Source organism: Streptomyces sp. NPDC048337 (genome assembly GCF_043201175.1).
In the GTDB taxonomy this organism is placed as follows: domain Bacteria; phylum Actinomycetota; class Actinomycetes; order Streptomycetales; family Streptomycetaceae; genus Streptomyces.
This window is the reverse complement of the sequence record NZ_JBICYR010000005.1, coordinates 249,502-261,507: the sequence shown is the minus strand read 5'-3', so window position 1 is coordinate 261,507 and position 12,006 is coordinate 249,502. Positions and strand designations below refer to the sequence as shown.

Here is a 12,006-nt window from a genome sequence, read left to right as displayed (position 1 = left end):
AGGGGAAGCGCCCGAGCCTCGCCGATCGACTCCTGCGTCGCTACGTCAGCCGCCTGTCCCGCACGGCAACGGGATCGTTCCGTGCCGCCACCGCCCTGACGGACGTCCTGGCCCTCCAGGCCCAGCCCGTATCCCTCGTCCGCCCCGGCGTGCTCCTGGCCGCATCGGCCCCTTGCACCCTGAGCTCGATCGTCCTCAGTTCACCTCGGCTGAACGTACCCTCCTGAACGGCCTGTCCCACCCAAAGGCCTGACTTCGGGACCGTGGCGCGCGGAAGGCCTTGACGTAGCGGAGCTGACCGGCCGTCGGCCGATACGCTCGGCCCGTGACCAGCCTTGGAGCCCAGGCCACCGACCGCGCCGCCCTGCCCAGGATCGGGGTGGAGGAGGAGTTCCTGCTCGTCGACCGGACCAGCCGGACCTCGTTCGGTGCCGCGGCCGCGGTGGTCAAGCGCGCCCGTGAACGGCTGGCCGACCGGGTCGGGCCGGAGATCCTCACCGACATGGTGGAGACCCGCACGCGGCCGGTCGGCGATCTGCTCGGCCTGCGCGCGGAACTGGCCGAGCTGCGCGCGGGGGTGGCCGCGGCCGCCGCGGAAGCGGGCTGCCTGGCGCTGGCGTCCGGCACCGCCCCGCTGGCCCCGCGCGGCGGCCAGGAGCTCACCGACGGGGCGCGGTACCGCCGGATCGCCGAGCGCTACGGCCCGCTGGTGACCGCCGTGAGCGGGATCGGGGTGTGCGGCTGCCACGTGCACCTGGAGGTGGCGGACCGCGAGGAGGCGGTACGGCTCGGCAACCAGTTGCGCCCCTGGCTGCCCGCGCTGCAGTCGCTGGCCGCCAACTCGCCGTTCCACTGCGGCCGGGACAGCGGCTACGCGAGCTGGCGGTTCATGCGCTGGGCCCAGCTGCCGGGAGCGGGTCCGGCCCCCCTGCTGGCCGACGCCGCGGAGTACGACCTGCTGGTGGACCGGCTGGTCGGCTCCGGCATGCTGATCGACCGGCGGATGGTCTACTGGCACTGCCGCCCCAACGAGCACTGCCCGACCCTGGAAGTCCGGGTCGCCGACGTGTGCGCGGAGATCGACACCGTCCTGCTGCTGGCCGGACTGCTGCGCGGGCTGGCGGCCGCGCTGCTGACCGAGGTCCGCCGGGGGGTCCGGGCGCCGGAGGTCAGCGATCCGTTGCTGCGCGCCGCCCACTGGCGGTCGGCGCGCGACGGCTTGTCGGGGCACGGCCTGGACCCGCTCAGCGGGGAGCCGCGCCCGGCGGCGGAGCTGGTCGAAGACCTCCTCGCGAAGGCCGCCCCGGCCCTGGCGGCAGCCGGCGAGCTCGACCTGGTACGGGAGTTGTGGGCCCGGCAGCGGGCCGTCGGGTGCGGCGCGTTCCGCCAGCGCGCGGTGCTCGCGCGGCGGGGCGAGCTCGCCGATGTGGTCGACGAGTTGGCACTGCGCGCGGACTAGGTACGGGAACGACTACGGGAGGACGAGGGTGGCGCGATGCCGAGTGGGGGTCGTGGTGGGCACCCGTGCGGAGGCGGTCAAGACCGCACCCTTCATCCGGGCCCTGCACACGAACCCGCACACCCACCCGCTGGCCATCAGCACGGGCCAGCACCACGACGCCGCGGTGGAATGCCTGAAGGCCTTCGGGATCACACCCGATGTCGCTCTCGTGCCTCCGGCGCCGCATGAGCCGGAGCCGCTGGCCTCGCGTCTGGCCGCGTTCACGGCCGCACTGGCACCGGTGCTGACCCGTGCGGCCGTTGACACCGTCGTCGTGCAGGGCGACACGCTCTCCGCGCTGGCCGGAGCGCTGACCGCTTTCCTCGGCCGCGTTCCGGTCGTTCATCTGGAAGCGGGATTGCGCACCGGTGATCTGTCCGCTCCGTTCCCGGAAGAGGCCAACCGGGCTCTGATCGCCGACATCGCTGCCCTTCACCTGGCTCCCACCGCGGCCGCGGCGCGCAACCTGAGGGCCGAAGGAATCCCCGGGGACAGGATCCTGGTCATCGGGAACACCGCCGTCGACGCCGTCCTGCGGACCGCGAGTGCGCCGCGTCCCGCCTTCGCTCCCACCCTGGAGACGTTCCTGACGAGGCCTGGCCCGCTCCTGCTGGCGAGCGCGCACCGCCGTGAATCCTGGGGAGCGCCCCTGGACCGCATCATCACCGCCATCGGCGGCATCGCCCGGCGGCACCCGGAGGCGAACGTGCTGGTCTGCGCCCATCCCAACCCGGCTCTGCACCGCCGCTGGGCCGCCGGCCTGCCGACCCTGGCCAATCTCCACCTGACCGGCCCGCTCCCCTATGCAGGCATGGCCCACCTCCTGCCGCGCGCCGCCCTCGTCATCACCGATTCCGGCGGACTCCAGGAAGAGGCCCCCGCCTTCGCCACCCCGGTCCTCGTCATCCGTGAGACCACGGAACGCGTCGAAGGACTCCGTGCCGGATGCGCGCACCTGGTCGGCACCCACACCCACCGCATCGTCGAAGAGGCCACACGTCTGCTGACCACACCACGCCCCGCTGTGCCACCGGGCAACCCGTACGGAGACGGCCGCGCCGCCGAGCGCGCGGCGGCGGCGTGCGCGGCGCTGCTCGGCCACGGCCCCATGCCGGCCCCCTGGCACCCGGCGGGAGGCCGGGAGGGGAGATCGCGGTCCGTTCCTGTTTCCCGTTCAGACCTGGCCCAGGATCCTGTTCCCCGGGGCCGCCGGGTCGGTGGAGGTGAAGAACTCCATGGCGGCGGCCAGCCATTCGTCGAGGGTGAGGAAGATCTCCTCCGCCTCGGCGGAGGACACCCCGATGGTGTGGTACAGGTTCGTGAACTCGCCCATGTCCACGATCCCGTCGCCGTCGCGGTCGGCGAGCGCGAGGTCGGCCTCGACGGACGGGCGGACCATGGCGGAGATCCGTGAGACCTCCTGGGACCGGGCGAGTCCGGTGGCGAACTCCTCGCGGGAGACGAGTCCGCTGCCGTCGGCACCGATCAGCCCGGTGAGCGACGTTCAGTAGTGCTTTCGACTCGCGGACCGCGCGGCTCTTGGGGGATTCGGCAGGCTCCCCGATGCCGTCGACGAGCCGGTCGGCCAGTGCGGTGAAGTCGGCCTGGGAGATGTAGCCGTTGCGGTCGGGGTCAAGGAGGTCGAAGCGGTGCTCGAACTTGCGGCGCAGCAGGTCGGCGGTCATCGCGTCACTCCGTAGTGTCGTCCGTCCGGCGGGATGACGGTGGTCTACCGACGGGCACCGCGGGCAGGCGCCGCCCTCATGCGCGCTCTCCGTGTCAGGGGCGCAGCCCGGCGAACAGGGCGCTCGGACGGAGGAACCGGCGGGTATGCGGCCCTCGTCGTACGCCCGCCGGAGCAGAGGCAGGCCCACCGCCGGGCGGGAAGCGGCCCGGGGCAAGCGGGGCGATGATCTGCGGTCCGGCATTGGCCATGCTGAGGACGCCCATGTCGCGGGCGGCATCCTCGGCCCGCGGGAGGACCAGGGTGACGAGCGCGGTGTCGACGGGCATGAAGCAGCCGAAGGCGGGGCCGTTGCCGGTCAGGTTGCGTGGATCTCGATGGTCCGGCCGTCGGGGTCCGCGAGGTCGGGAGCGGCTGACCGGGTGCGTCTCCGGCAGGCGGCGGCAGAACAGGGCCGACCGTGTTCTGCCGCCGTGGTCCGGCCCGGGCTCGCTCCGCGCGTCGTCAGAGACCGGACTCCTTGTGCCAGATTCGGCGGGATGCCGAGAGCGGGTCCTCGACGACCGACGGTTCGACGTCCCAGAGGCGAGTCGTCGGCTGCTGCGGCGTGAAGGGAGCCCAGCCGGGATCCCCCGAAGCGGCGAAGGAGATCCAGGAGGCACGGAGCTGTTCCGACAGGTGCGTGAAGTCCGGGGACGGGGCTTTACCCCCGAACAGGAAGCCCGACAGAGGCCCCCGTGTGTGGCCGAAGGTCGCGGGGATGTCCACGGTGTGACAGGCGCCGAGGGCCCCGCCGAAGGCCGGACTGCTCCACGTGAAGTCGTACAGCCACGCTCGTCCGCCCGCCGCTGCGTGTGCCTCGGCCAGCCAGGTCGAGGGCATCCGGAACAAGGCGTCCGAGAACATGGTGACGTACAGCTGGGAGTCGGTCAGGTCCGGGTGGGCGGCGCGGTAGTCGGCCGCGGCCTGACGACCGAGCTTCAACCCCTCGGTGACGGCTTCGAGGTCGAGGTTGCGAATCTTCGCCGAAGGCTGCGCCGGCTTGTCCGACGCCCGCTCGCGGAATCCCGCGCGTGCCGCTGCGAGCATCATGGGCACGGCCCTGACCATCGCACCGAGTTTGATCTTGACGAGGCCGCGCTCCATGGCGAACAGGGTGAACTCGTCATGCGTGTATCCGGAGATGAGGTCCACATCACGTGCGCACCCGGAGCGTAGGGCCAGCCACGGCTCGTCGACCACGGTGATGCCGTCGATGACGGGCGAGAACGCGGTGATCGCCTCGGGAGTCGTCCAGTTCGCCGGCTCCGCTCGCATCGCGGGCAGGGCCACGTCCTGCACCGCGAGCAACGCCTCAGGTGGCACGGAAGCCAGACCGTCGAGGCCCACGCCGACCGCTTCCCCCATCATCACGGCGATCCGCCGGGCCTCCTCCTCGGGCAGGAAGCGCCCGGCCATGCTCTGGACGATGGCGCGGCGGAACAGACCGCGCGCGGCGGGCGCGGACAGGAGGGCGGCGACGGACGCACCTCCGCCGGACTCGCCGAAGATCGTCACGTTGTCCGGGTCGCCGCCGAAGGCCGCGATGTTCTCGCGTACCCACGTGAGTGCCGCGGCCTGGTCGAGGAAGCCCCGGTTGGCGGGCGCCCCCGGTACGAATCCGAACCCTTCGAAGCCGACGCGGTAGTTGAACGTCACCATGACCACGCCACCCTGGGCGAGTACCTCGCCGTCGTAGCCGGGATCCGCGGAGCAGCCGGTCTTCCACCCCCCGCCGTAGATCCACACCATGACCGGCAGCCGGTCACCCGTGCCCCCTGGGGTCCATACGTTCACGCTGAGACAGTCCAGGCCGTCTTCCGGTCGCCAGACCGTGGGCATGCCGGGACGCAGCGGCAACTGTGGGGGTGCGGTACTGAAAGACGTGGCCGGGCGGATGCCGTCCCACGCGGGGACCGGGGCCGGCGCCTGGAACCTCAGAGGTCCGGCCGGTGGGAGGGCGTAGGGGATGCCCTTGAAGACGGACAGTCCGTTCTCCGTTGTGCCTTCGATCTTGCCGGTCAGGGTCTGGATGACAACGCCCATGGGGCAGCTCCTTTCATGTCGAGAGTCTGAGGACCGCGTCGAGCAGGCATTTCCCGCCGAACATCAGGTCGGTGATCCGGGCATGCTCGTCGGGCGCGTGGATGAGTCGCATGACGTCCGCGTCACTCGCGGAGGGAAAGAATCCGATCACCTTCGTGCCGGGGAAGGCGCGGGCGTCCGTGGACGCCGGATTGATGTACGGCAGGACCCGCGCACCCGGTTCGTGGGCCGCGACCGTATCGCCCAGAACCTGCAGGACCTCCGGGTCGTCGTGGACGGCGTGGCTCGCTCTGCCGTGCAGCAGCGAGACTTCGACACGGTCTCCGGCAGCGCGCTGAACCTCCTCGGCCCACCGATCGGGCAGCTCACCGGGCAGGAGGCGGCCGTCCAGCACCACACTCGCCTCGACGGGCACCACGTTCTGCCGTTGCCCCGCGGACAGCATGGTGGGAGTGGCGGTGTTGTGCAGCCCGGCGACGACGAACTCCCGCAGGACAGGATCGATGGGCAGGCTGTTCGCGCGCGCCCAGGTCGGATCCTCCAGCAGCCGCTCGACAGCCGCCGCGCCCGCACCCGGGTGCAGATCCGCCAAGATGCTCAGCATGCGGCGCGAGGCCGGCTGCAGCACCGACTCCGGAGCGAACGCGCGCAACCGGAGTAGGGCCTCGGCCAGCGCGAAGACCGCGGACTCCGCCCGCGGGACGGAGGCATGGCCCCCCGGCCCGCGAGCGGTGACCCGCATCCGGGCGCTGCCCTTCTCGGCCACCTGCACGGTGTACACAGGGCCGCCGGGAGTCATGAAACGCTGGCCGCCGCCCTCGTTGAGCGCCAGCTCCGCCTCGACGAGACCGCGGTGGTTCTCCCAGAGCCAGTACGCCCCCAGCCGGCTGCCGGCTTCTTCGTCGGCGGTGACCACCATCAGCACATCGCGGGTCAGCCGGATCCGGTGCGCGGCCAGGAGTTGCATCACCAGCAGGCTCGCGGCGACCTGGCTCTTCATGTCGAGCGCTCCGCGGCCCCATACGCGCCCATCGGCCACCACGCCCGAGAAGGGCGGATGACTCCACCCGTCGGGCCCCGCGCCGACCACGTCGGCGTGGCTCAGCAGCATGAGCGGCGGCTTCCGTCCCGACCCGGAGAGCCGGGCGACGAGGTTGGCCCGTCCGGGCTCGGACTCAAGGACGGTGTGTGCGATACCGGAGCGGGACAGTTCACGGGAGAGATGGCGTGCGACGGCGACTTCATTGCCCGGCGGGTTCGAGGTGTCCAGGCGGATCAGCGCCGAAAGGTGGCTGACGAGGTGTTGTTCCTGGTCGGCCCAGGAGAAGGGCAGAGGCATCGGCTCGGGTGGGGTGGGCATCTACGCTCCGGAGTTCCTGGAACGGCACAGGAAGGCTGTTACACGTGTAACCATTCCTGACTCTGGCTATCATCTGCCTCGCGCTCTGCGCCAGTACCTGCCCAAAGGGTGAAACAGGTGATCGAGGAGTTCGACCAGGTCTGGGTCTCAGGCCCGATGCCTCAACCCGAGCACCAACGGGAGCACACCCGCCGCATGCCGGCGGCAGGATGGCCGATTCCGAGGCCGGAGGGGCCTTGCCAAACGTGCCCCCACGCTCGCGTGATTGTCGCGTCTCGGTGCGTGGGCCGGCTCATTCCGCGCAAAGGGGCGTCGAAGCCTGAATGCACGCCACCGTCAGCCCGCAGGCCGAGGCAGAGGCTGAACGGCTACGAGTGTGCTCGCGGCCAGGGTCGGCCAGGTGCCGGCGTCGACGAGGTCGACGCCAGGAGTCGGTCTCGCCCTCTCAAGCCTCCGGCAGCTTGGCGCTCATCCATACGGAGTCTTCCTGGGCGAAGCCGTGACGGGCGTAGAACCCTCGGGCACGGGAGTTGTGGGCCTCGGTTTCGAGGAACATCGTCGTACAGCCGGCGGCACGGGCCCGCTCCGTGGCGTGGGCCAGCAGCGAAGTGCCCCATCCCTTGCCCTGCACACGGACGAAGATCTCGTCCAGCAGACCTTCACGGCCACCGGCCTCCAATGACCAACCCCAGGTCACCACCGCGTAGCCGACCGGTACGCCTTCATCCTCGGCGAGCCAGACCTGGCCGAGGGAGTCGTCAACGAGCAGCGGTCGAAGGCCGCGCGTGATCCGGGACTCGTCGTTCGGATGTCCGTCAGCCGTGCAGAATGCACGCACCAGAGGCAGCAGCGCCTCCAGGTCCCCGCTCCGGGCGCGGCGAATTTCGATCACCATGGTGACAGTGTTTCAGGCTGTGCCGGGGTCGGCCTACGGAGGATCGTCACGACCCGACCCTCGCGGTGGAGGCGGCGGATGCCGAGACGGTGCCCACGGGCCTGCCGCGGCCCGGCAGACGGTCCGGTACGGCTGTGGGAGGTGCCGCACCGGACGGCCGCGCGGATGAGATCAGGCCTCGCGGGAACCCTCGTACATCCCCTCGATGACCTCGGCGTGCTCGCGTTCGACGACCGGCCGCTTGACCTTGAGGCTCGGGGTGAGTTCACCGTGCTCGACGTCGAGGTCGCGTGAAAGCACCGAGAACTTCTTGATGGTGTGCCACCGCTGCAGGCCGCTGTTGACCCGCTGGACGAAGCCGTCGATCAGCTCGTGGACCTGTGGCGAGGAGACGACCTCGGCGTAGCTGCGGCCGCCGAGGCCGTGAGATGCCGCCCAGGGCATGATCACGGTCTCGTCCAGGGTGATCAAGGCGGAGCAGAAGTTGCGGCCGTCACCGATGACCAGGATGGTGCTGACGAACGGGCAGATGGCCTTGAAACGGCCTTCGATCTCGGTGGGTGCCACGTACTTGCCGCCCGAGGTCTTGAACACGTCCTTCTTGCGGTCGGTGATCCGGACGAACCCGTCGTCGTCCACCTCGCCGATGTCGCCGGTGTGCAACCAGCCGTCGCCCTCCAGAACCTCCGCGGTCTTGTCCGGGAGGTTGTGATAGCCGCGCATGACGCCGGGGCCCCGCAACAGGATCTCGCCGTCCTCGGCGATGCGGACTTCGGTGCCGGGCAGTGGTTTGCCGACCGTGCCGACCCGGTAGTCCTCGGCCGGGTTGACGATGCAGCCCGCGCTGGTCTCGGTCAAGCCGTAGCCTTCGAGGACGTGCACGCCCGCGCCGGAGAAGAAATAGCCGATGTCCGGGGCGAGGGCGGCGCTGCCCGACACGCTGCCGCGCAGATTGCCGCCGAACGCCGCGCGGATCTTGCCGTACACCAGCCTGTCGGCGACGGCATGTTGCGCGGCAAGCGACAGGGGCACCCGGCGTCTCCCGGTTGCCGCCGCGCTCTCCTGTCCGGTCCTGGCGTAGTCGCGGGCGACCTTCGCCGCCCACAGGAAGATCCTGTATCTGGCGCCACCCTCGGCTCGCGCTCTGCCCGCGATGCCGTTGTAGACCTTCTCGAAGATCCGGGGAGCGGCTGCCATCAGGGTGGGGCGGACCGTGCGCAGGTTGGTGATGATGCGGTCGACCCGCCCGTCCACCGCCATCACATGGCCGGTCTTGATCTGACCGGATATCAGAGCCTTGCCGAAGACGTGGGACAGCGGCAGCCACAGAAACTGCACATCGTCGGAGCGCAGCAGCCCGGCGGCCTCCTGTGCCACGGCCTGGTACGACCAGCAGTCGTGGACCAGGCGCACGCCCTTCGGACGGCCGGTCGTGCCGGAGGTGTAGATCAGGGTGGCGAGCTGCTCCCGCCCAATGGCCCGGACCGTCTTCTCGACCGCGTCCGGGTGCTCTTCCAGGTACGCCAGGCCGCGCTTCTCCAGCTCGGCGATGGACAACACCTCCACCCCCTCCACCTGGGGGATGTCCTCCTGAGGGTCGAAGACGATCGCGTGGGCGAGCTCGGGCAGGCGTTCGGTGTGGGCGACGGCCTTGGCCAGCTGGGCGACGTTCTCGACGAAGATCGCCCGGCTGCCGGAGTCGGAGAGGATGTACGCCGTCTCCTCGCCATTGGTGCTGGGGTACACGGCGGTGGTGGCGGCACCCGCGCACATCGCCCCCAGGTCGGCCAGGATCCACTCCACTCGGGTGGAGGAGGAGATCGCCACGCGCTCCTCGGGCTGCAGCCCGAGGGCAAGCAGGCCGGCCGTGATCGCCCGGACGCGCTCGGCGGTCTGCGCCCATGTCAGCGAGCGCCACTGCTCGGTGCCGGACGCGCCGTCGTCGGCCGGCGCGGGATAGCGGTAGGCCTCCCGGTCGGGTGTGGCCTCGACCCTGGAGAGGAACAGGTGCGCCACGGAGACCGGGCGGCTTTCTGGAAGGGACTGCGCGGAACTCACATCGACCTCCGGGCCCGGGGTGGGCGCGCTCAATGTCTTGTCAACTGGCAGGTGACTCACAAGCGATGGTTGGGACCAGATCCGTCACAGGGTGAGCAGGAGTTTGCCGCGGACGTGGCCGGTCTTGCTGGTCCGGTGCGCTTCGGCCGCTTTGGAAGTCGACATCACGCGGTGAGGCGGTGGCGGCGACATGTGCCCCGCGGGCTTTGGCGAGCTGTACGGCGAAGTGGCCGACCCCGCCCGCTCCGGCGTGCACCAGAACCCGTTGCCCTGCGGCCACGTGTGCGGCATCGAGCGGCCGCCAGGCGGTCAGGTCCGCCAGCGGAACGGCCGCGGCCTGGGCGAACGACGGGCCGGCGGGCTTGGGGGCCACCGCCGATGCGGGCAGGACGGCGAACTCCTGGTATGCGCTGCCGTGTGTCAGGGGCGGCATGCCGTACACCTCGTGACCGACGGCCGGGCCGTCCGCAGTCGCCGTCGCGGAACTTCCAAGAATGAGCCGTTCTCGAGCCCGCACCGTCCCGACCGCTCTCCATCGGGCTGGTTCGGTTGGCGCAGAGCGGTATCAAGGACCTGCCTGCCGCAGCCTTCGCGGCACGTTTCAGACCTGCCCGGGCGCCGGGCGGCGCAGTGCCGCATCTGCGTCGGCGATGAGCTCGTCGAGATAGGCCTTGGCGTCGCGCGGCTGGGTGAGTGCTGCCGCTTGGCCGGACCAGAGGTTGACGAAATCGGCCAGGCCTCGTTCCGTAGCCGCTGTACGGAGCGGGCGGGTGAGTGTGTATTGGAGCGGGTAGGGCGCCAGTTCGTTCTCGTACGCCAGGGCCTCACGGGTGAAGCGGTTGGGGATGGCTCGCGCGAGCCGCCCCGAGAAGGCGCGGGTCAGTACGGTCGTTCGCGCGTCGGGGCCGTGCAGTGCGGCCCGGTGCAGGGCGCTCGCGCCGGATTCCTCGGTGGCCAGGAAACCGGTGCCGATCTGCACTCCGTCCGCCCCGAGCGTCAGCGCGGCGGCGATTCCCCGGCCGTCGGCGATGCCGCCGGCGGCCACGACAGGGATCGACACGGCCTGCGCGACCTGAGGGACGAGGGAGAAGGTGCCGACGAGGGACTCGTTGACGGGGCGCAGGAAGGAGCCGCGGTGCCCTCCCGCGTCGCTGCCCGAGGCGACGACGGCGTCCATGCCCGCCGCCTCGATTGCGAGGGCCTCCTCGACGGTGGTCGCGGTGCCGATGGTCCGGATGCCGCGGCGCCGTGCTTCGTCGAGCACCCGGGGTTCGGGGATGCCCATCACGAAGCTGATCACGGGCGGCTCCGCCGCGAGCAGCGCGTCGATCTGTTCCTCGTAACCGGGCGCGGGCGGCGGCTCCTCCAACTGGCTCGTCGACAGATCGAGTTCCTCGAACCACGGGCGCAGCAACTCGGCGTAGCGGGCCGTCCGGTCACGGCCGGAAGGTACCGCGGCTTCGTCGGGGTGCGGGACCCATAGATTGACGGCGAAGGGCCGGGCGGTGGCGCTTCGCAGCTCACTCACGAGCTCGCCGATCCCGTCCGGGGTGAGGATGTGCGCTCCGTACGAGCCGAGCCCGCCGCCCTCGGATACGGCGGAGGCCAGCGCCACGGACGACAGTCCGCCGCCGAACGGGCCCTGCACGATGGGGACTTCCAGGCCCATCAGCTCGGCGAAGCGGCCGCGGGTCCAGGAGAGCCTTTCGTTGATCACGACAGTCGTCCTTGGGGTTGAGGGGGTTGAGGGAGGTCCGGGGGCGAGGGGGTTCACCGCGCGAGGGCGAGCGCCGTGCGGCCGGCCACCTGCCGGAGGGCGGTCTCGGCCACCCGGCGTCCGAGGTGCTCGGCAGTCCGCAGGTCCGCCCCGGACGGGGCGTCGTCCGGGCCGAGGTCGGACGGCGACTGGGCCATCGCGCCGAGGAAGCCGCCGAGGCGGTTCAGGTCCTCCGGGGTTCCGGTCGTGGAGTACTCACCGCCTGGCAGCAGGCCCAGCGAGACCCAGTTCATGCCGTGCTGCGCGGCGAAGACCGCGAGGGAGACCAGGACGTTCATTTTGTCGCCGTTGACGCCGGCGGAGTTGGTGAAGCCGGCGGCGAGCTTTCCGGCCCAGCCCTGCTTCATCCAGACCGGGGCGCTGGCCTCGGCGAAAGCCTGGAAGGCGGCGGACTGGCTGCCCATGTAGGTCGGTGTACCGAAGACGATCGCATCGGCGGCGGCCAGCGTCTCCCACAGCCGGTCGTCCAGGACGCCCACGTCGCACAGCTCGGCCTGCGCTCCGGCCAGCGACCCGGCTCCGGCGGCGACCGCGCGAGCCTGGCGGGCGGTGTGTCCGTAGCCGCTGTGGAAGGCAACGGCGACGGTGATGTTTTCGGGCATGGTGAAGTCCTCGCAGGTCGGATAGTCGGCGGGCAGTTTTCCCA

Annotated in this window: 9 protein-coding genes; 2 read left to right on the top strand and 7 right to left on the bottom strand. The window is 70.9% G+C overall.

Going from position 1 to position 12,006, the window contains the following annotated elements:
- The first annotated feature begins 325 nt into the window (after positions 1–325).
- Positions 326–1,459 carry a glutamate--cysteine ligase gene (locus tag ACGFYU_RS11265; protein ID WP_393827011.1) on the top strand — a complete coding sequence of 378 codons (1,134 nt, stop codon included), beginning with the start codon at positions 326–328 and terminating at the stop codon, positions 1,457–1,459.
- Positions 1,460–1,511: 52 nt separating this feature from the next.
- On the top strand, positions 1,512–2,915 hold the full coding sequence (gene wecB, locus ACGFYU_RS11260) for a non-hydrolyzing UDP-N-acetylglucosamine 2-epimerase (RefSeq protein ID WP_393827010.1): 1,404 nt from the start codon (positions 1,512–1,514) through the stop codon (positions 2,913–2,915).
- Between the two features lie 365 nt (positions 2,916–3,280).
- On the opposite strand, the gene ACGFYU_RS11255 is transcribed toward wecB, so the two are convergent.
- The 7 genes from ACGFYU_RS11255 to ACGFYU_RS11225 form a co-directional block, all read right to left on the bottom strand.
- Entirely contained in the window at positions 3,281–3,514 is a 234-nt protein-coding gene (locus ACGFYU_RS11255) for a hypothetical protein (RefSeq protein WP_393827009.1), read from the bottom strand.
- 175 nt (positions 3,515–3,689) lie between these two features.
- On the bottom strand, positions 3,690–5,270 hold the full coding sequence (locus tag ACGFYU_RS11250) for a carboxylesterase/lipase family protein (RefSeq protein WP_393827008.1): 1,581 nt from the start codon (positions 5,268–5,270) through the stop codon (positions 3,690–3,692).
- A gap of 13 nt (positions 5,271–5,283) precedes the next feature.
- Entirely contained in the window at positions 5,284–6,630 is a 1,347-nt protein-coding gene (locus tag ACGFYU_RS11245; RefSeq protein WP_393827007.1) for a M20/M25/M40 family metallo-hydrolase, read from the bottom strand.
- 445 nt (positions 6,631–7,075) lie between these two features.
- Positions 7,076–7,525 (bottom strand): GNAT family N-acetyltransferase, encoded by a 450-nt coding sequence (locus ACGFYU_RS11240; RefSeq protein ID WP_393827006.1) that lies wholly within the window; start codon positions 7,523–7,525, stop codon positions 7,076–7,078.
- 171 nt (positions 7,526–7,696) lie between these two features.
- Entirely contained in the window at positions 7,697–9,583 is a 1,887-nt protein-coding gene (locus ACGFYU_RS11235; protein ID WP_393827005.1) for an AMP-dependent synthetase/ligase, read from the bottom strand.
- 601 nt (positions 9,584–10,184) lie between these two features.
- Positions 10,185–11,252, bottom strand: a complete 1,068-nt coding sequence (locus ACGFYU_RS11230) for an NAD(P)H-dependent flavin oxidoreductase (protein ID WP_393827145.1) — start codon at positions 11,250–11,252, stop codon at positions 10,185–10,187.
- Between the two features lie 101 nt (positions 11,253–11,353).
- Positions 11,354–11,962, bottom strand: a complete 609-nt coding sequence (locus tag ACGFYU_RS11225; RefSeq protein ID WP_393827004.1) for a flavodoxin family protein — start codon at positions 11,960–11,962, stop codon at positions 11,354–11,356.
- Between the last annotated feature and the right edge of the window lie 44 nt (positions 11,963–12,006).

Bases quoted from the DNA above. Each gene is read 5' to 3' on its own strand.
- ACGFYU_RS11255 (WP_393827009.1), bottom strand. From the start codon at position 3,514: ATGCCCGTCGACACCGCGCTCGTCACCCTGGTCCTCCCGCGGGCCGAG.
- ACGFYU_RS11250 (WP_393827008.1), bottom strand. From the start codon at position 5,270: ATGGGCGTTGTCATCCAGACCCTGACCGGCAAGATCGAAGGCACAACG.
- ACGFYU_RS11245 (WP_393827007.1), bottom strand. From the start codon at position 6,630: ATGCCCACCCCACCCGAGCCGATGCCTCTGCCCTTCTCCTGGGCCGAC.
- ACGFYU_RS11240 (WP_393827006.1), bottom strand. From the start codon at position 7,525: ATGGTGATCGAAATTCGCCGCGCCCGGAGCGGGGACCTGGAGGCGCTG.
- ACGFYU_RS11230 (WP_393827145.1), bottom strand. From the start codon at position 11,252: ATGGGCCTGGAAGTCCCCATCGTGCAGGGCCCGTTCGGCGGCGGACTG.
- ACGFYU_RS11225 (WP_393827004.1), bottom strand. From the start codon at position 11,962: ATGCCCGAAAACATCACCGTCGCCGTTGCCTTCCACAGCGGCTACGGA.